The organism is Sinorhizobium glycinis, from assembly GCF_001651865.1.
Classification (GTDB): Bacteria; Pseudomonadota; Alphaproteobacteria; order Rhizobiales; family Rhizobiaceae; genus Sinorhizobium; species Sinorhizobium glycinis.
Window position 1 is genome coordinate 378,689 of the sequence record NZ_LPUX01000060.1, and the last position, 19,340, is coordinate 398,028.

Consider the following 19,340-nt stretch of genomic DNA (forward strand, 5'->3'; position numbering starts at 1 on the left):
GGGGGACGGCCTTGGATCGAAGCATCCGAATGTGCCACGAACGAAAATGCCCGGAGTATGTCCGGGCATTTCTTATTTCCGAGGCTTGCAGCCCACGCTGCCGCTCGGACGAGGTTAGCCCGCCGCCCGTTCCGTCTCATGTTTTTGCGCGTAGTAGCGGCCGAAGCGGTTGGCGAGGAACGTGTCGAGGGAAACGTCTTCCTGGCGGACGAAGCCTGTCGTCGGGATATTGCCTTCGGCAAGCAGGTCGAGGACGGCGCAGATGCTGCCGGCCGTGGTGATCTGGATGCCGCTCTGCATGCGTCCCGCAACGACGCCGCTATAGACCTTGTTGGCATAGGTCTCCTGGATGAGCCGGCCCTGGCGGAAGCCGGACACCGTTACGAAGATAACCACGACGTCCTGGGTGGTGGTCGGCAGGGCGTTTTCGAGGATGTCCTTCAGGACCTCGCGGCGATGGCGCAGGCCGAGGTCGTTCAACAGCGCCTTGAAGATCGCAGCATGGCCGGGATAGCGGATCGTCTTGTAGTTGAGCGTCCGGACCTTGCCCTTGAGCGTCTCGCACAGCGTGCCGAGGCCGCCGGAGGTATTGAAGGCTTCGTAGGTAACGCCGTCCAAGGAAAACTCCTCGCGCTCCTCCATGGCCGGAACCTCGATCAGCGAACCTTCGACGATCGCCTCGCAGGGCTCGATATATTCGTTGATGACGCCGTCGGTGCTCCAGGTGAGATTGTAGTTCAGGGCGTTCGACGGGTATTGCGGCAAGGCGCCGACCCGCATGCGGACGCTTTCGAGCGTATCGAAATGCCTGGTGAGGTCGTTGGCGACGATCGAGATGAAGCCGGGTGCGAGGCCGCATTGCGGGATGAAGGCGGTCTTCGCTTCCGCCGCGATCGCCTTGACCTGGCGGGTCGATTCGACGTCTTCGGTGAGGTCGAGGTAGTGGATCTCCGCCTCGGCGGCAGCCCCGGCGATCGCGACCGTCAGGTGGAAGGGTGCGGCGCTCAAGACCGCGAACTTGCCTGTCAGCAGCTCAACGAGGGCTTGTCGGTCGGCGATGTCGACGACGGCGGTCGAAATCGCCTCGTGGCTCTCGACCTGCTGCAATTGTTCGGCGCTGCGGTCGGCCACGCAGACGCGGTAGTCGCCGGTATGGGCCAGCATGCGGGCAATCGTCGAGCCGATCTTGCCGGCGCCGATGACAACGATGTCTTTCATTCTTCTTTTCCCCTAGGGTATGAGCCTCTTCGGCTGTCATTGTCCTGCGAGGGCATGTTGATTTGAAGCGCCGATATGGCTAAATCGACGACGCATAATCGGCATTTCGCCGATCGGAAACGACGATATGCATGTCAGCGACAAGGATCGTGAACTTCTGGCCATCCTCAGTGAGAATGCCCGCATGCCGACGGCGACGATCGCGCGGCGACTCGGCCTTTCGCGCACCACCGTGCAGGCGCGCATCGAGCGGCTCGAGCGCGAGGGGGTGATTGCCGGCTACGGTGTCCGGCTGGCGGAAAGCTACGAGAAAGGGCTTGTCAAGGCGCATGTGCTGATCACCATCGCGCCGCGGGCGCTCAGCCGCGTCACGCCGGAGTTGAGCGCGATCCGCGAGATCCGTACCTTGCACTCGGTCAGCGGTAGCTTCGACCTGATCGCCGTCGTTGCGGCGGCATCGATCAGCGAGCTGGACCTGCTGATCGATCGGATCGGCGAGATCGACGGAGTCGAAAAGACGCTGTCGTCGATCATTCTCTCGACCCGCATCGACCGCTGACGCTTCCTCAGCGGATCGTGGCGCTTTCGGTCCGGCCGCCGCCACCGTCAGGAGCGGTTTCGGTTTGCGGCTGGCCTGGCGCTGGAGCTTTGTTCCAGGCATCTGGGCCGCGAATGGCGGAAACAATCGAGCCATCCCCGGGCGGCAGCCATTTCTCGCGATCGAAGTAGAGCTCGGCGGCGCTTTTTGCTCGCGTGCGCGCCGTCTGGTTGGCGAGGAAGTTGTAGCGTGGCGTGTTGCCCGATTCGCGCTTGAACTGGATGCGGCTGCCGAAACGCTTGAGATCGAATTCGCCGAGCGCCTGTATCTTCAGCGTCACGCTTTCGCTGTCGGCCCAATGAACCTCACGCAGAAACACTGAAGCGGCCGTCGCCGCGGCGCTGGTGACAGCCTGGGTGTCTTCGGGATGCTCGATGTTGAGCTTGACCCGGAAGGAGGTGATTTCATCCTCTTCGCTGCCTTTGACGAAGATGAAGATGGATGAACTTTTCTCCACGCCCGGGCGGGCAAAAGGAACGAGCGAGGAACATTCCCACCGGCTGCTCTCGGCCGACTTCCATTCGAGTTCGCGAAAGCCGGCCTCCCGCAGGCCCTCGCACAGGGCACGCGGGTCGCTGCGGATCTGGCGGACGAATTGCTGCTCCGGCGCATCAAGATCCTCGAACGTCCGGGCCGGCAGCAACGCCTTCGGGGGCTCCGCCCTCTTGGGACGCACGTGGACAGACGCGGGCGCCGGCATTGGCGCGGCCCGAGAGAGCACATCTTGCAGCCCCAGCGCCGTCAGCAACTGTTTCAGATTCCGGTGTTCGTTGGCGAGCAGCACGGTCGCGAGGATCGCCGTGAAGATCAGCGCCACGGCGGACAGGAAGAAAGCGGCGCCGGAACGGCCTTTCTGCTTCTTCTCCATGCCACCGTTGCTCCGACCGGGAGCGCAGGGAGTTCTCCGCCCGCGTCCCATCACCTAATCGACGGGGCACAATAAGGGATTGTGGCACCGGCCTCCAAGAGACTTTGTGCTCGAAATAGGCAAGGCAGAAGCGAAGGGCAAAAGGACCCCTCCCCAACCCCTCCCCACAAGGGGGAGGGGCTACCTGGCCGCACCGTCTGGGCCTCCAACTCGACCTTCGCGCAGACGCGACGGTTCGAATTGGCAGGAGACCGCCGCTGGCGCTGAGCCCCTCCCCCTTGTGGGGAGGGGTTGGGGAGGGGTCAGTTTTTCTACTCCACGCGTGTCCGCTGCGCTTCCATCCGTGCCGTTCTCCAGGTCGACCAGGCGAAGGCGGCGAGGAAGATCACGGTCATCAGGAGGACGATGGTCGGGGCGGGGGCGCTGTCGATGAAGAAGGAGAGGTAGACGCCGGAAAAGGCGGCGGCGACCGCGACGACGACCGCGACGATCAGCATGCCGCGAAACGTCCGCGTCACGAGAAAGGCGATCGCGCCGGGGGCGATCAGCATGGCGATGGCGAGGATCAGTCCGACGGCCTTCAACGCGCCGACGATCGTCAGCGACAGGATGGCCAGCAGCCCGTAATGCAGCCAGCCGACCGGCAAGCCGACGGCGCGCGCCTGGGCCGGATCGAAGGCGTGCAGCAGCAGGTCGCGCCATTTCAAAGAAAGGATGCCGGCGGCGAAAAGTGCGATGAGGCCGGTCTCGAGGATGTCGCCCCAACCGATGCCGAGCATGTCACCGAAGAGGATGTGGTCGAGATGCACGTCGCTCTGGATCTTGGTGTAGAGCACCAGGCCAAAGCCGAACATGCCGGAAAAGACGACGCCCATCACCGTATCCTGCTTGATGCGGCTGTTTTCCTTGAGATAGCCGGTGAGCAACGCGCAACACATGCCGGCGGTAAAGGCGCCCAGAGCAAGCGGCAGCCCGACGATATAAGAGACGACGACGCCGGGGAAAACCGCGTGCGAGATCGCGTCGCCCATCAGCGACCAGCCCTTCAGCACCAGGAAGCAGGAGAGCATCGCCGTCGGGATGGCGACGAGGACCGAGATCAGCAGCGCATTGCGCATGAACTCGAACTCGAAGACTGCAGTAAGCATGTCGAGAGAGATCATCGCGTCGCCTCCAATGCTTCCGACACACGGCGGCGGGCGGCGATCAGCCCGTGTTTCGGGGCAAGCACGAAGGCGAGCAGGAAGAACACCGTCTGCAGCACGATGATGATGCCGCCGGTGGCGCCGTCGAGGAAATAGCTCGCATAGGCGCCGACGAAGCTCGTGAGCGCCCCGATGGCGATGCTGATCAGGATCAGCCGCGGGAAACGGTCGGTCAGCAGATAGGCGGTGGCTCCCGGGGTCACGACCATGGCGATGACCAGAAAGGCGCCGACGGTCTGCAGCGCCGCCACCGTGCAGGCCGAAAGCAAGGTGAAGAACAGCACCTTCAGCAAGGTCGTATGGATGCCGATCGAGCGGGCGTGGCTCTCGTCGAAGAAGGTCACCATCAGATCCTTCCATTTCGCCGACAGGATCGCCAGCGAGACAATGCCGATGATGGCGAGCTGCAGCGTGTCGGCGGGTGTGATCGCAAGAACGTTGCCGAGCACGATCGTCTGGATGTTCACCGAGGTCGGCGACAGCGACACCATGAAGAGGCCGAGGCCGAAGAAGGAGGTGAAGATCAATCCGATGATGGTATCTTCCTTCAGCCGTGTGCGCTGGTTCAGGAACAGCATGGCGGCGGCGGCGAGCGCGCCGGAGAAGAAAGCGCCGAGCGAGAAGGGGAGACCGAGCATATAGGCGCCGGCGACGCCGGGCACGATCGAGTGGGAGAGCGCATCGCCGATGAGCGACCAGCCCTTCAGCATCAGATAGGCCGAGAGGAAGGCGCAGACGGCGCCGACCAGCGCGCTGACCCACATGGCATTCAGCATGTAGCCATAGGTGAAGGGCTCGGCGAGCAGGGCGATCATTCGCTGTCCGCCTCCGTCTCGGGCTTGGCCGGCCAGGTGACCATTTTTCCCTTCGCGCCGTACATGACCAGCGGCCGCTCGTCGTCGGTGATGACCGAAAGCTGGCGCGGATCGGCATCGTCGTGCAGGCTGTCGCCGCCCAGCACGAAATGACGCAGCACGCCGCCGAAGGCGAGTTCGAGATTGTCGCGGGTAAAGGTCGTCTCGGTCGGCCCGTAGGCGAGCACGGTGTTCTTCAGGAGCACGGTGCGGTCGCAGAATTCCGGCACGCTGCCGAGATTGTGGGTGGAGACGAGCATCACGCGCCCCTCGTCGCGAAGCGCGAGAAGGAGGCGAATGATCGCGTCTTCGGTCTTCACGTCGACACCGGTGAAGGGCTCGTCGAGCAGGATGACGCGGCCGTCCTGGGCGAGCGCCCTGGCAAGGAAAACGCGCTTCTTCTGGCCGCCGGAAAGCTCGCCGATCTGGCGCTTGCGGAAATCGCTCATGCCGACCCGCGCCAGCGCCGCCTCGACCGCCTCGTGGTCGGCCCGCTTCGGCATGCGCAGCATGTTCATGTGGCCGTAGCGGCCCATCATCACCACATCCTCGACGAGGACCGGGAAATTCCAGTCGACCTCCTCGGCCTGCGGGACATAGGCGACGAGGTTCTTCTTCAGCGCCTGCGGCACGGTGAGGCCGAGGACCGCAATCTCGCCCTTGGCCAACCGGACGAAGCCCATGATCGCCTTGAACAGCGTCGACTTGCCGCTGCCGTTGACGCCCACAAGCGCGGCGATGGTGCCGGTCGGAATCTCGAATGAGGCGTCATGCAGCGCTCGGTGCCCGTTGCGGTAGGTGACAGTGGCATGGCGGACGCGAATGCCGCCGCCCTCGTCCTGAGAGCCGGGCCGCGGGATAGGCCGGGCCTTTACCTGAAGGTTCATTGCGAAAGACCTTTCGCGATCGTTTCGGACGTGACACGCAGGAGATCGATATAGGTCGGGACCGGTCCGTCGGCCTCGCTCAAGGAATCCACATAGAGCACCCCGCCGTATTTGGCACCCGTCTCGCGCGCCACCTGCTTGGCCGGGTCGGGCGAGATGGTGCTTTCGGAGAAGACCACCGGAATGTGGTTGGCTCTCACCGCGTCTATCACCTTGCGCACCTGCTGCGGCGTGCCCTGCTGGTCGGCGTTGATCGGCCAGAGATAGAGCTCCTTCAGGCCGAAATCGCGGGCGAGATAGCTGAAGGCGCCTTCGCTTGAGACCAGCCAGCGCTTTTCCGCCGGGATCTTGTCGAGCTCCGCCTTGATCGGCGCGATGGTCGCCTCGATCTTCTTCTTGTAGGCCTCGGCATTCGCTTTGTAGGTCTCGGCATTCTCCGGGTCGAACTTGACGAAGGCGTCGCGGATGTTGTCGACATAGATCATCGCGGCCGATGGCGACATCCAGGCATGCGGGTTCGGCTTGCCCGTATAGGGGCCTTCGGCGATGCCCATCGGCTCGACGCCTTCGGAGACGACGACGCCTGGAATGTCATCGAAGTTCTGGAAGAATTTCTCGAACCAGAGCTCCAGATTGAGGCCGTTCCAGAGGATCAACTGGGCATCATGCGCCTTCAGAATGTCGCGGGGCGTCGGCTGGTAGTTGTGGATCTCGGCGCCGGGCTTGGTGATGGATTCAACGATCGCCGCATCGCCCGCAACGTTTTGCGCCATGTCGGCAATGACCGTGAAGGTGGTAACCGCCTTGAATTTATCCGCCGCTGCTGCCGCGCCGGGCAGGAGGGAAAGGGCAGCCATTGCCGTTGCTGCCGTAAGAATCATGCGCCGCATCCGATCGATCATCCATCGCTCCTCAATCTTGAACCTGCGTTATGGGTAGGCGAAGGGCCTGCATAAGTCAATGCAAATGAGAACCATTTGCAACTAGCTATTTTCAAAAGGATCGCCCTTGGCTAGTGTCGCCGCATGAGACAAAGCAAGAATAGGATCGTCGAGCTGGAAGGAATCCTTCGTGAAGGCGGCGTGCGCGTCACCCGCCAACGGGCGGCGATTCTGAAGATTCTGGCCGAGGCCGAGGACCATCCGGATGCAAGCGAACTGCATCGGCGCGCCAAGGAAATCGACGCGACCGTGTCGCTCTCGACCGTCTACCGCACCTTGTCGGCGCTGGAGCAGCAGGGGGTCGTGCAGCGGCACGCCTTCGAGAATGCCACCGCCCGCTTCGAGACCGCCGACGCCCCGCACCACGACCACCTGATCGACATCGAAACGGGCGCCGTCATCGAATTCCGCTCCGACAAGATCGAGCAGCTGCAGGCCGAAATCGCCGCGGAGCTAGGCTACGACCTGGTGCGCCACCGGCTGGAGCTTTATTGCCGGAAGCGGAAGGAATAGGTCGCGGACACTTGGCCCATTGCGTCTTGAGCTGGCTGAGCCCCCTCTGGCCTGCCGGCCATCTCCCCCACAAGGGACCCACAAAGGGGTGGGAGAGTGGACGCGGTACGCTTTGCGCCCCGACCCGCGCATCCGTTTGTAGAAGCGACTTGGTTGGAGCGAGGGGCGAGCCGCACCTATTCTCCCCCCTTGTGGCGGAGATGGCCGGCAGGCCAGAGGGGGTATCATCGGCGCCGTCCACCTGCTCCCGCGGTGACTGTCCACAAAATATAGTGGATGCCGCCCAGAAGTGTGCAACGGTTTGCGCGCTCTAAGTGATCCATGAGGCATTTCGATCGCGTTGACGCCGGATAAGCGACTTAATTCAGAGGAATGGCGTTGTTCTTCTTGCCGGCCTGATAGGCGGCCGAGAGATCGGCATATTTGTTGCTGATCGCCTCCGCGCGCTGTTGAAGCCGCGCTCGGTCGGGCTCGGGAACGGCGGCGATCAGATCATGGATCGACTGGCCCTTCCAGAAGGCGTTTGTCCTGTTGTAGCCGCCGGGCTCCAGGGTGAAGACTTCCTTGAGGATCTTCAGGTCGTGCGGGATCGAAAAGGCATCACGCGAATCCTCGTGGCTGAAGAAATAATAGAAATTGTCGAAGCCCGCCCAGGTGATGGCCGATAAGCACATCGAGCAGGGCTCGTGCGTCGACAGGAAGATGAGGTCGCCCGGATCCGGGCGTTCGCCGCCCGCCATTTCGTAGAACCGCTTCAAGGTATGCACTTCGCCGTGCCAGAGCGGATTCTCGGTTTCGTTGTTGGTCTCGACGAGGACCGGCGACAGGTCCGATTTCCTGATGAGGGCGGCGCCGAAGATCTTGTTGCCGGCAGCGACGCCTGCTTCCGTCGCCGGGATGATGCCTTGCTCCATCGTGGTCAGCAGGGCGTCGAGCAGCCCGAGTAATTCCTGTTGTTGTGCCATGATCGTTCCTTTGTTGTTGTGCCGCGCCGCTGCGCCGGCCCGGGAGCGGTCGTGACCGATCCCGGGAGCAAGCATGATGCGTTGCGGCAGTTGGGGATTAGTGCGCTTCCGACGCGATCACCGGCACCTCGATGCCTTTCGCGTCGTAGAGCTTGCCGTTGAGGAAATAGTCGCCATCGTGCAGCCGCGCGATGTCCTGGTACCGGAGTGTCCGCTCCGTTCCAGCGACGAATACCGATTGCTGGTCGGAGTTGCCGGCGGTCAGGTGATTGAAGATAAGGTTGAGGCTGATCGCCATCAGCGCGGCCGAACTGATGCCGGAGTGGAAGATCGTCGCAAACCACGCCGGGAAGTGCTCGTAGAAGCCGGGCGAGGCGATCGGGATCATGCCGAAGCCAATCGAGGTGGCGACGATGACCAGGTTCATGTTGTTGTTGTAGTCGACTTTCGACAGCGTGCGGATGCCGCTCGCCGCGACCGTGCCGAAGAGCACGATGCCTGCGCCGCCGAGCACGGCGCTCGGAACCGCCGCCACGATGCGGCCCATGATGGGCAGCAAACCGAGCGCCACGAGGAACAAGCCGCCGGTCGCCACCACGTAGCGGCTCTTCACGCCGGTGACCGCCACCAGCCCGACATTCTGAGCAAAGGCGCTTTGGGTGAAGGAGCCGAAGATCGGCGCGACGAGGCTCGAGAGCATGTCGGCCCTCAGGCCGTCGCCGAGGCGGCACGAATCCACTTTCGTCTCGATGATTTCGCCAACCGCCAGGATATCCGCCGAGGTCTCGACCAGCGTCACCATGATGACGATGAACATCGACACGATCGCAGCAATCTCGAAGATCGGGTAGCCGAAGTGGAAAACCGTCGGCAGGGCGAAGAAAGGTCCTTCGGCCACCTTGGAGAAATCGGCCATGCCGGTGAAATAGGCGATGAGCGTGCCGATGATGAGGGCGATCAGGATCGAGAGCCGCGAGATCGCTGAGCTGCCGAGCTTGCTGAGCAAGAGTACGATGACGAGCGTCACTGCGGCGAGTTGGATATTGGCCGGGCTGCCGAAGTCCGGCGCCTGGGCATTGCCGCCCATCGCCCAGCGTGCGGCGACCGGCATCAGCGTCAAGCCGATCGTCGTGATCACGATGCCGGTGACGAGCGGCGGGAAGAAGCGGGTGACCCGCGAAAAGATCGGCGTGATCAGAAGGCCGATCAGCGAGGCGGCCATGACCGCGCCCAGTACCGACTGCATGCCGCCATTGCCGGAAATGGCAATCATCGTCGCGACGCCGGAAAACGAAACGCCCTGGACCAGCGGTAACCGGCTTCCGAAGAAGGGCAGGCCGAGCGTTTGCAGGATGGTGGCGAGGCCGCCGGCGAAAAGGGATGCGGTGACAAGCAGACCGATCTCGCCGGAACTCAGGCCCGCCGCCTGGCCCAGGATCAGCGGCACGGCAACGATACCGCCATACATTGTAAGCACGTGTTGCAGGCCATAGGCCAGATTGGCGCCGATGCCGAGCTTTTCGTCTTCCGGGCGCGATTGCGCCACAGTCTCCTCCGGGCTGTTTGCCAAGGTAGTCTCCTCCAATACCTTTGCGTGCATGCCCACCTCCTCCTGCGACGTGGGCGGCAAACTATGGCATCGGCTGCGGAGCCTGACTTTATCGAAAAAACGGAAACAGTTTTCGGTTGTACGGCCGTAATGCTTTCGATCAGGCCCGATGGCCCGAACAGCGCGCGGTTCGCGCCCGCAAGGAAAGCGAAAACCGGAGCTGTTGCCAGCCCCGGCGCCGCATCTCCTTCGTGTAGCGCCGCCCGAAACATCCGGGCGGCGCTTTTTTGCCGCTGGACTTAATTGGTCTGCCAGCTCTTGACCAGTTCGTCGTAGTTGACGGTGACCGGCTTTTCCTTTTCGTTCTCGACCTTCAGCTGCGGAGCGAGATTGCCGGCCTTGACGGCTTCCGCGTTCCAGTATTCGAGATCGTGTTCCTCGGCGAGCTTCGGACCGATGTCGCCCTGGATGCCGGCGCGCTCGAGGCGCTGCAGCACCTTCTCCTGCTCGGCGCAAAGCGAGTCCATCGCTTCCTGCGCGGTCTTGGCGCCGGAAGACGCATCGCCGATCGCCTGCCACCAAAGCTGCGCCAGCTTCGGATAGTCAGGCACGTTCGTGCCCGTCGGGGTCCACTGCACCCGCGCCGGCGAACGGTAGAACTCGATCAGGCCGCCGAGCTTCGGTGCGCGCTCGGTGAAGCTCTGGTGGTCGAGGGTCGACTGGCGGATGAAGGTGAGGCCGACATGGCTCTTCTTCACGTCGATGGTCTTCGAGGTGACGAACTGCGCATAGAGCCAGGCGGCCTTGGCGCGGTCGTCGGGGGTCGACTTCAGAAGCGTCCAGGAGCCGGCGTCCTGATAACCGAGCTTCATGCCGTCCTTCCAGTAGACGCCATGCGGCGAGGGGGTCATGCGCCACTTCGGCGTGCCGTCGGCATTGACGACCGGCAGACCGTCCTTGACCATGTCGGCGGTAAAGGCCGTGTACCAGAACATCTGCTGGGCGACCGCACCCTGGGCCGGAACCGGGCCGGCTTCGGAGAAGGTCATGCCCTGAGCTTCCGGCGGAGCGTAGCTCTTCAGCCAGGTCAGGTACTTGTCGATCGAATAGACCGCGGCCGGGCCGTTGGTGTCGCCGCCGCGCGCGACGCAGGAACCGACCGGGCGGGAATTCTCGTCGACCTTGATGCCCCACTCGTCGACCGGGCGGCCGTTCGGGATGCCTTTGTCTCCGTTGCCGGCCATCGACAGCCAGGCGTCGGTGAAGCGCCAGCCGAGCGACGGGTCCTTCTTGCCGTAGTCCATGTGGCCATAGACCTTCTTGCCGTCGATCTCGCGGCCGTTGAAGAACTCGGCAATATCCTCATAGGCCGACCAGTTGACCGGAACGCCGAGGTCGTAGCCATACTTGGCCTTGAACTCTTCCTGGATCTTCGGGTCGTTGAACCAGTCGTAGCGGAACCAATAGAGGTTGGCGAACTGCTGGTCGGGAAGCTGGTAGAGCTTGCCGTCCGGAGCGGTGGTGAAGGACTTGCCGATGAAGTCGTCGATGTCGAGGTTCGGGTTGGTGACGTCCTTGCCTTCGTTCGCCATCCAGTCGGTCAGGTTGCGGGCCTGCTGGTAGCGCCAATGGGTGCCGATCAGGTCGGAGTCATTGATATAGGCGTCGTAGACGTTTTCGCCCGACTGCATCTGCGTCTGCAGCTTTTCGACGACGTCACCTTCGCCGATCAGGTCGTGGGTGATCTTGATGCCGGTGATCGCGGTGAAGGCCGGGGCCAGCACCTTCGCTTCGTATTCATGGGTGGTGATCGTTTCGGAAACGACCTTGATCTCCATGCCGGCGAAGGGCTTCGCCGCATCGACGAACCATTGAAGTTCGGCTTCCTGCGACGCGCGGTCGAGCGAGGAAAGATCGCCGACTTCCTTGTCCAGGAACTGTTTTGCCTCGTCCATGCCGGCGAAGGCCGTGCCGGTAAGTGCCAGCAGCATTGCCGCCGTCGTTGTCAAAAGGTGCCGTCGCATAAATTTCCTCCCTTTGGGTTTTGCGATTGCGTTTCCTTGCAGTTTCGAAAGGCGCCCCTTGGCCGGGCACCCCTCATTCCGGTGCCTCAGACGTAGCGGAACACGGCGATGGCGTAGATCACCGAGAGGGCGAGCGCCCACCAGAGATTTGCGCCGACCAGCCCCAGCCAGGCGAGGTGAATGAATGCGGCTCCGAGCAGCGACACGAAGAGCCGGTCGCCCCTTGTCGTCTCGAAGCGCAGCACGCCGACGCGCGGATTGCCGCCGGGCGAGACATATTCCCAGACGCCCATGCCGACGAGCATCAGCGCGATCGCCAGGAAGAACAGCGCCGTCGGCAGCGTCCATGCCATCCATGAAAAGTCCATTGGAAGTCTCCTTTAGTTAGAGCGGGATGCGGGCGGAAAACCGCACACACTTTTCCTCATCCCGCTCTAGACGCGACCCAGGGCGAAGCCCTTGGCGATGTAGTTGCGGACGAAGTAGATGACGAGCGCGCCGGGGATGATCGTCAGCACGCCGGCGGCGGCGAGCACGCCCCAGTCGAGACCGGAGGCCGAAACCGTGCGCGTCATCGTCGCGGCGATCGGCTTGGCGTCGGTCGTCGTCAGCGTGCGGGCGATCAGGAGCTCGACCCAGGAGAACATGAAGCAGAAGAAGGCGGCGACACCGATGCCCGAGGCGATCAGCGGCACGAAGATCTTCACGAAAAAGCGCGGGAAGGAGTAGCCGTCGATATAGGCGGTCTCGTCGATTTCCTTCGGCACGCCGGACATGAAGCCTTCGAGGATCCAGACGGCGAGCGGCACGTTGAACAGGCAGTGGGCGATCGCCACGGCGATATGGGTGTCGATCAGGCCGAAGGCGGAATAGAGCTGGAAGAAGGGCAGGGCGAAAACCGCCGGTGGCGCCATCCGGTTGGTCAAGAGCCAGAAGAACAGGTGCTTGTCGCCGAGGAACCGGTAGCGCGAGAAGGCATAGGCGGCCGGCAGCGCCACGGTCACCGAGATCAGCGTGTTCAAGACGACGTAGGTGATCGAGTTGATGTAGCCCGAATACCAGGACGGATCGGTGAAGATCACCGTATAATTGCGAAGCGTGGGATTCTGCGGCCAGAGCGAAAAGGTGCTGAGGATCTCGCTCGTCTCCTTGAAGCTCATGTTGACGAGCCAGTAGATCGGCAGCAGCAGGAAGACGATGTAGATCGTCGGCACCAGCCAGGAGAGGCGCTGCGTAAGCGGTTGCTTGTTGGTCATCATTTCTCCTCCCTCCCTTCTCAGCCTTGCGCGTCGCTTGTGGTCATCACGGTGTAGAAGATCCACGACAAGAGCAGGATGATGAGGAAGTAGATGATCGAAAGGGCTGCGGCGGGGCCGAGGTCGAACTGGCCGATCGCCATCTTGACGAGATCGATCGACAGGAAGGTCGTCGAGTTGCCCGGGCCGCCGCCGGTGACGACGAACGGTTCCGTATAGATCATGAAACTGTCCATGAAGCGCAGCAGGAAGGCGATCAGCAGGACGCGCTTCATCTTCGGCAGCTGGATGTAGCGGAACACCGACCAGCGCGAAGCGCCGTCGATCTTGGCGGCCTGGTAATAGGCGTCCGGGATCGACACGAGACCAGCGTAGCAGAGCAGCACGACGAGGCTCGTCCAGTGCCAGACGTCCATGACGATCAGCGTCACCCAGGCGTCGATGGGGTTCTGCACGTAGTTGTAGTTGATGCCGAGCGCGGCGAGCGTGCGTCCGAGCAGGCCGATGTCGACGCGGCCGAAGACCTGCCAGATGGTGCCGACGACGTTCCACGGAATGAGCAGCGGCAGCGCCATCAGCACCAGGCAGATCGGTACGCCGATGCCCTTCTTCGGCATGTTGAGGGCGATGACGATGCCGAGCGGGATCTCGATCGCCAGGATGATCGCCGAAAAGATCAGGTTGCGGGTGAGCGCGTCCCAGAAGCGGTCGGATTCGAGCACATCCATGAACCAGTCGGTGCCGGCCCAGAAGAACTCGTTATTACCGAAGGTGTCCTGCACCGAATAGTTGACGACGGTCATCAGCGGGATCACGGCCGAGAAGGCGACGAGCACCAGAACCGGCAGGACCATGAACCAGGCCTTGTTGTTCCAGGTCTTCTCCATGTCAGGCCTCCTCGCCGACACGCCAGGAATCGGCGTAGATGTTGATTGCCTTCGGGTCGAAGCTGACGCGCGGTTCGGCCGGGATCTCGCCGTCCTCGTCGACAATGATCGAGATCGGCCGGTCGGCGAAGCGGGCGCGGACCACCTTGTGGCGGCCGATATCCTCAACCTTGGTGATTGCCACCGGCATGCCCTCGCGGCCGAGGGAAATGAATTCCGGGCGAATGCCGAGTTCGGTCTTGGCGCCGGCCTTGACCTTCGGCTGGAAACTCAGGGCGATGCTTTGCTCACCCACGGCTGCCCTGTTGCCTTCGATCTCGGCCGGCAGCACGTTCATGCCCGGCGAGCCGATGAAGTAGCCGACGAAGGTGTGGCGCGGACGCTCGAAGAGTTCGGCCGGCGTGCCGATCTGGACGATCTGGCCGTCATACATGACGACGACCTTGTCGGCGAAGGTCAGCGCCTCGGTCTGGTCGTGGGTGACATAGACCATGGTGAAGCCGAACTGCTTGTGCAGCCGCTTGATCTGCGAGCGCAGCACCCATTTCATTTCGGGATCGATGACGGTGAGCGGCTCGTCGAACAGGATGGCGCTGACATCGGAGCGCACCAGGCCGCGGCCGAGCGAGATCTTCTGTTTCTGGTCGGCCGTCAATCCGCGTGCGGTCTTCTTCGCCCAGCCGCCGAGGCCGATCATGTCGATGATCTCCTTGACGCGGCGGTCGACCTCGGCCTCCGGCACGTGGCGGTTGCGCAGCGGAAAGGCGAGGTTGTCGTAGACGGTCATCGTGTCGTAGATGACCGGGAACTGGAACACCTGGGCGATGTTGCGGTGCTGCGTCGTCAGATGCGTCACATCGGTGCCGTCGAAGAGGATGCGGCCTTCCGACGGGTTGATCAGCCCGGAAATGATATTGAGCAGCGTTGTCTTGCCGCAGCCCGAAGGGCCGAGCAGCGCGTAGGCGCCGCCGTCGTTCCACTCGTGATGGACCTCCTTCAGCGCGTAGTCGGCTTCCGACTTCGGCTTGGCGCCATAGGCGTGGCGGATATGTTCGAGATTGATGCGTGCCATGGTCTCCTCCCAGCGCCTCCCTTATGCTGTCCCGCCGATCGCCCGGCCGTCCGGCCCGAAGGCCATCAGGTGCCGTGTGTCGACGAAGACCTCGAGGGTCGCGTCCGGTTCGATGTCGTGAACGCCGGGCGCCAGCATGACCCAGCGCGCATCGGCGAAGCCGACGTGAATGAAGCTTTCCGACCCGGCGATCTCGGAAATCGCCGTCTTGACGGTGAGCGGGTTGCCGCTGCCGTCGGGCCGGCCGAAAGAGATGTGGTGCGGCTGGAAGGCGACCGTGCAAGGTCCGTCGGAAACCGTCGCCAGATGACCGGGAACGGAAAGGACCGGCTTACCTTCAAGCGTGAAATGCGATCCCGCTTTCACCAGCGCGATCGTGTTGAGCGGCGGATCGGCGAAGGTACGGGCCGTAACGATGTCGACCGGCCGCCGGTAGACGTCGATGGTGCGGCCGAACTGTGTTATGCGGCCTTCGCTCAACGTAGCCGTATTGCCGCCGAGGAGCAGCGCCTCGGAAGGTTCGGTCGTCGCATAGACGAAGATCGCGCCAGAGGCGGCAAAGATCTTCGGCAGTTCCTCGCGCAATTCCTCGCGGAGCTTATAGTCGAGATTGGCGAGCGGCTCGTCGAGCAGCACCAGATCGGCATTCTTGACGATGGCGCGAGCCAGCGCGGTGCGCTGCTGCTGACCGCCGGAGAGATTGAGCGGCGTGCGGTCGAGATAGGGGGTGAGTTTCAGGAGCTCTGCCGCCTTGCGGACCTCCCGGTCGATCGTGGCACCGTCGGCACCCTTGATGCGCATCGGCGAGGCGATGTTGTCGTAGACCGTCATCGCCGGATAGTTGATGAACTGCTGATAGACCATTGCGACCGAGCGCTGCTGCACGCGCACGCCGGTAACATCGGCGCCGTCGAAATGGATCGAACCGGAGGCTGGCTTGTCGAGACCGGCCATCAACCGCATCAGCGACGTCTTGCCGGAGAGCGTCGGGCCGAGCAGCACGTTCAGCGACCCCCGCTCAAGCGCAAGGTCGGTCGGGTGGATATGTGTCTCCCCGCCCACGACCTTGGATATGTTCTTCATTTCAAGCATCGAATTCTCCACCCAGCCATCGGCTTTCAGTTGCAGGACATCAGGCGGCGGCGCTGGCCGCGTCCCGCATGTATTCCTCCAGTTCCGCGGCTTCCGCTCGCGACAGCTTCAGGCCCAGCTTTGTCCGGCGCCAAAGCACGTCCTCCGCGCGCAACGCCCATTCCTGTGCTATCAGCCAATCGACCTCGGCCGCATAGAGATCCGACCCGAAGCGCCTTCCAAGGTCGGCCTCGCTTGCGGCATTGTCGAGCAGCCTTGCGGCATGCGTGCCGTAAAGCCGGACCAGCCGGCGAGCGTGTGAAACAGCGAGAAAAGGGTAGCGCGCCTTCAACTTCTCGACCTCTGCCTCGTAACCGCTGGCGGGAAAATGCCCGCCCGGCAGGCGCGACGCCGCCGTCCATTTATCGCCCTTGGTGCCGATCGCCTCGCCGATCTTCTCGAGCGCCGATTCCGCCAGCCGTCTATAGGTCGTGAGCTTGCCGCCGAAGACGTTGAGCAACGGCGCCTGGCCGTTCTGATCCTCGAGGCGCAGGACATAGTCGCGCGTCGCCTCCTGCGCCTTGCTTGCCCCGTCGTCATAGAGCGGGCGAACCGCCGAATAGGTCCAGACGATATCGTCCTTGGTCACCGGCTCGCTGAAATATTCGCTCGCCGACGTGCAGAGATAATCGATCTCGGCGTCGCTGATGCGCACCTCGGCCGGATTGCCGGCAAAATCCCGGTCGGTCGTGCCGATCAGCGTGAAATCGTCCTGGTAAGGAATGGCGAACATGATCCGCCCGTCCGGGTTCTGGAAGAAATAGGCGCGCGGATCGTCGAACTTCTTCTTCACGACGATATGGCTGCCCTGGACCAGACGGACATTGCGGACATCGTCCTTGCCGATCGTGTCGGCGAGTACCCGGTCCACCCATGGCCCGGTGGCGTTGACCAGCATGCGGGCGCGGAGGGTTTCGCGCTTGCCCGTAAGCGTGTCCTCGGTTTCGATGGCCCAGCGTCCGTTGTCGCGGCGGGCCGAGACGACGCGGGTGCGGGCCATGATCCTTGCGCCGCGGTCGGCGGCATCTCGGGCGTTCAGCACCACGAGCCGGGCGTCGTCGACCCAGCCGTCGGAATATTCGAAGGCCTTGGTGAAGAGTCGCTTCAGCGGCGCGCCGGCCGGATCGCGGGTCATGTCCAGCGTGCCCGTGGCCGGCAACAGCTTGCGCCCGCCGATATGGTCGTAGAGGAACAGGCCGAGGCGGATCAGCCAGGCGGGGCGCGGGCCCCCCTTGTGGTAGGGGAGAACGAAGCGCATCGGCCAGATGACGTGCGGCGCCATCGCCCAGAGCACTTCGCGCTCCATGAGCGCCTCGCGCACCAGCCGGAACTCGTAATGTTCGAGATAGCGCAGGCCGCCATGGATGAGCTTGGTGGAGCCGGACGAGGTGCCGGAGGCGAAGTCGTCCATTTCGGCGAGCGCCACCGAATATCCCCGGCCGACCGCATCACGCGCAATGCCGCATCCGTTGATGCCGCCGCCTATGACAAAGACGTCGAAGATTGCCTGCTCTGACACCGTGATTTCCCCTCCACTTTTCGCAATGCACAAATTTATGCAATCGCGAAAGTGAAGGCAGTTAAAACGAAAACATTTCGAATGTCAAACGAATGTTTCCCGAATCTGGCGGGATCCATTCGGATGCGGTCACTCCTCGGTCTCGACCAGCTTGACGCCCTGCTCGGAACAGATTTTGCGAACATTTTCAACGATGCAGCGATCGGTGATGAAGGTCTGGACTTGGGAAATGTGGCCGATCCGCACCGGCGCGGTGCGTTCGAATTTCGTCGAATCGGATACCAGGATGACGTGGCGCGCATTGGCGATGATCGCCTGCGCGACTTTCACCTCGCGATAATCGAAATCGAGAAGCGCGCCATCGTGGTCGATGGCCGAGGCGCCGATGACGGCGAAATCGACCTTGAACTGCCTGATGAAATCGACCGCCGCCTCGCCGACGATGCCGCCGTCCGAACCGCGCACCACGCCGCCGGCGATCACCACCTCGATCGAGGGAAAGACACGCAACCGATTGGCGACATTGATATTGTTGGTGATGACCATCAGTTCCCTGTGGTCGAGAAGCGCCTCGCCAACCGCTTCGGTGGTGGTGCCGATATTGATGAAGAGCGAGGCGTTGTCGGGGATGAGGGCAGCGGCGGCGCGGCCGATCGCCTGCTTTTCCGTCGCGGCGATCTGGCGGCGGGCGTCGTATTTCACGTTCTCCTTGCCGCTCGGAAAGATCGCGCCGCCGTGGATGCGGTTGAGCACCCTGGCATCGCAGAGGTCGTTCAGATCCTTGCGGATCGTCTGCGGCGTCACCGAAAAACGCTGGGCGAGTTCCTCGACGAGCACGCGGCCTTCGGCCTTTGCCAGGTCCAGAATCTCCGCTTGCCGTCCGGTGAGATACATGCTTCGCTCCCTCTGTTTTCGTTTTCTTTCATAATATGCAAAAACGAAAGCCGCGCAATTTCAGAATCAGCGCTTGGTTGTGATTTAGACTTCGACTGCGGCGGTCGCCGAAACCGACCGTTGCAATCCACCTTGCGATGCGCCAGCGTGGTTTTTTCGAGAGGGAGGAAGGCAAGCCCATGTATCATCCGGCCTTGTTCAAGGGCATGAATGTGGTGGTGACCGGCGCCGGTCGCGGCATCGGTCTCGAAGTCGCCCGGCAATTCCTCGATTGCGGTGCGCGGGTGCTGGTCCATGTCGGCCGGACGACTGCCGGTGCGCGCCCGGATTTTCTCGAACTGGCGGCGGCGGAAGGCAGGGCGTTCCTTTCGGCGGCGGATTTTATTGCGGCCGGCGGCGTCGAGGTGCTTGCCGACGAGGTGAGGAACCGCTTCGACAGCCTCGACGTGCTCGTCAACAATGCCGGCACCATGGTCGGTCGCTTTGCGGCAGCTGACCTGACCGACGACGAGTACCGAACGATCGTCCAGCTCAACCAGACCTCGGTGGTGGAGATGACCCGGGCGATGCTGCCGCTGTTGCGCAAGGGCTCGCACCCGGCGGTCGTCAACACCGTGTCGATCTCGGCACGCTCCGGCGGCAGCGCCGGCTCGTCGATCTATTCCGCCACCAAGGCCTTTGTTTCGACCTATTCCAAGGCGCTGGCGCGCGAACTGGCGCCGGACGGGATCCGCGTCAATTGCGTTTCGCCCGGGACGATCACCACCGATTTCCACGAGCGCTACTCGACACCCGACAAGCTCGAGGCGACCCGCAAGTCGATCCCGCTCGGGCGGCTCGGCACCGCCGAGGATTGCGCGCCTGCCTATCTGTTCCTCGCCTCGCATGCGCTTTCCGGCTATATCACCGGCCAGGTGCTGGAGGTGAATGGTGGCCAGCTCATCTGCTAGGGAAGATAT

At 62.8% G+C, this 19,340-nt stretch carries 19 protein-coding genes; 3 read left to right on the forward strand and 16 right to left on the reverse strand.

Going from position 1 to position 19,340, the window contains the following annotated elements:
- Positions 1-114: 114 nt before the first annotated feature.
- Positions 115-1,218 (reverse strand): saccharopine dehydrogenase family protein, encoded by a 1,104-nt coding sequence (locus AU381_RS15195; protein ID WP_064242566.1) that lies wholly within the window; start codon positions 1,216-1,218, stop codon positions 115-117.
- Positions 1,219-1,345: 127 nt separating this feature from the next.
- Here AU381_RS15195 and AU381_RS15200 point away from each other — a divergent pair, with 127 nt between their 5' ends.
- On the forward strand, positions 1,346-1,777 hold the full coding sequence (locus AU381_RS15200; RefSeq protein WP_064242567.1) for an Lrp/AsnC family transcriptional regulator: 432 nt from the start codon (positions 1,346-1,348) through the stop codon (positions 1,775-1,777).
- Positions 1,778-1,784: 7 nt separating this feature from the next.
- Here AU381_RS15200 and AU381_RS15205 read toward each other — a convergent pair whose 3' ends face one another.
- The 5 genes from AU381_RS15205 to AU381_RS15225 all read right to left on the reverse strand — a co-directional run bounded on the left by AU381_RS15205 (position 1,785) and on the right by AU381_RS15225 (position 6,532).
- Positions 1,785-2,684 (reverse strand): DUF6030 family protein, encoded by a 900-nt coding sequence (locus AU381_RS15205; RefSeq protein WP_064242568.1) that lies wholly within the window; start codon positions 2,682-2,684, stop codon positions 1,785-1,787.
- Positions 2,685-2,995: 311 nt separating this feature from the next.
- Positions 2,996-3,847 (reverse strand): metal ABC transporter permease, encoded by an 852-nt coding sequence (locus tag AU381_RS15210; RefSeq protein ID WP_064242569.1) that lies wholly within the window; start codon positions 3,845-3,847, stop codon positions 2,996-2,998.
- Positions 3,844-4,704 (reverse strand): metal ABC transporter permease, encoded by an 861-nt coding sequence (locus AU381_RS15215; RefSeq protein WP_064242570.1) that lies wholly within the window; start codon positions 4,702-4,704, stop codon positions 3,844-3,846. Before AU381_RS15215 ends, AU381_RS15210 begins: the two co-directional genes overlap by 4 nt.
- Positions 4,701-5,630, reverse strand: coding sequence for a manganese/iron ABC transporter ATP-binding protein (locus tag AU381_RS15220; protein ID WP_064242571.1), 930 nt, complete (start codon positions 5,628-5,630; stop codon positions 4,701-4,703). Before AU381_RS15220 ends, AU381_RS15215 begins: the two co-directional genes overlap by 4 nt.
- On the reverse strand, positions 5,627-6,532 hold the full coding sequence (locus AU381_RS15225) for a metal ABC transporter substrate-binding protein (RefSeq protein ID WP_064242572.1): 906 nt from the start codon (positions 6,530-6,532) through the stop codon (positions 5,627-5,629). The genes AU381_RS15220 and AU381_RS15225 overlap by 4 nt, the downstream gene beginning before the upstream one ends.
- 123 nt (positions 6,533-6,655) lie before the next feature.
- Here AU381_RS15225 and AU381_RS15230 point away from each other — a divergent pair, with 123 nt between their 5' ends.
- Positions 6,656-7,084 (forward strand): Fur family transcriptional regulator, encoded by a 429-nt coding sequence (locus AU381_RS15230; protein ID WP_064242573.1) that lies wholly within the window; start codon positions 6,656-6,658, stop codon positions 7,082-7,084.
- A gap of 359 nt (positions 7,085-7,443) precedes the next feature.
- On the opposite strand, the gene AU381_RS15235 is transcribed toward AU381_RS15230, so the two are convergent.
- The 10 genes from AU381_RS15235 to AU381_RS15280 form a co-directional block, all read right to left on the reverse strand.
- Positions 7,444-8,049: a deaminase gene (locus AU381_RS15235; protein WP_064242661.1), complete on the reverse strand. Its 606-nt coding sequence runs from the start codon at positions 8,047-8,049 to the stop codon at positions 7,444-7,446.
- Positions 8,050-8,146: 97 nt separating this feature from the next.
- Entirely contained in the window at positions 8,147-9,619 is a 1,473-nt protein-coding gene (locus AU381_RS15240) for a nucleobase:cation symporter-2 family protein (RefSeq protein WP_082910033.1), read from the reverse strand.
- 278 nt (positions 9,620-9,897) lie between these two features.
- Complete coding sequence (locus tag AU381_RS15245) at positions 9,898-11,622, reverse strand: ABC transporter substrate-binding protein (protein ID WP_064242575.1); 1,725 nt, start codon at positions 11,620-11,622, stop codon at positions 9,898-9,900.
- Between the two features lie 86 nt (positions 11,623-11,708).
- Complete coding sequence (locus AU381_RS15250; protein WP_064242576.1) at positions 11,709-11,990, reverse strand: DUF2160 domain-containing protein; 282 nt, start codon at positions 11,988-11,990, stop codon at positions 11,709-11,711.
- A 66-nt stretch (positions 11,991-12,056) separates the two neighbouring features.
- The gene (locus AU381_RS15255; protein WP_064242577.1) at positions 12,057-12,881 is read right to left on the reverse strand and encodes a carbohydrate ABC transporter permease; all 825 of its coding nucleotides are present in this window, start codon (positions 12,879-12,881) and stop codon (positions 12,057-12,059) included.
- A 17-nt stretch (positions 12,882-12,898) separates the two neighbouring features.
- The gene (locus AU381_RS15260) at positions 12,899-13,765 is read right to left on the reverse strand and encodes a carbohydrate ABC transporter permease (RefSeq protein ID WP_012709585.1); all 867 of its coding nucleotides are present in this window, start codon (positions 13,763-13,765) and stop codon (positions 12,899-12,901) included.
- 1 nt (position 13,766) lies between these two features.
- On the reverse strand, positions 13,767-14,837 hold the full coding sequence (locus tag AU381_RS15265) for an ABC transporter ATP-binding protein (RefSeq protein ID WP_064242578.1): 1,071 nt from the start codon (positions 14,835-14,837) through the stop codon (positions 13,767-13,769).
- 21 nt (positions 14,838-14,858) lie between these two features.
- Positions 14,859-15,929, reverse strand: coding sequence for an ABC transporter ATP-binding protein (locus tag AU381_RS15270; protein ID WP_064242579.1), 1,071 nt, complete (start codon positions 15,927-15,929; stop codon positions 14,859-14,861).
- Positions 15,930-15,969: 40 nt separating this feature from the next.
- On the reverse strand, positions 15,970-17,487 hold the full coding sequence (gene glpD, locus AU381_RS15275; RefSeq protein WP_064242580.1) for a glycerol-3-phosphate dehydrogenase: 1,518 nt from the start codon (positions 17,485-17,487) through the stop codon (positions 15,970-15,972).
- 129 nt (positions 17,488-17,616) lie between these two features.
- Complete coding sequence (locus tag AU381_RS15280) at positions 17,617-18,381, reverse strand: DeoR/GlpR family DNA-binding transcription regulator (protein ID WP_064242581.1); 765 nt, start codon at positions 18,379-18,381, stop codon at positions 17,617-17,619.
- A 179-nt stretch (positions 18,382-18,560) separates the two neighbouring features.
- On the opposite strand from AU381_RS15280, the gene AU381_RS15285 reads away from it, so the two are divergent.
- Positions 18,561-19,331, forward strand: a complete 771-nt coding sequence (locus AU381_RS15285) for an SDR family NAD(P)-dependent oxidoreductase (protein WP_064242582.1) — start codon at positions 18,561-18,563, stop codon at positions 19,329-19,331.
- Positions 19,332-19,340 lie beyond the last annotated feature (9 nt).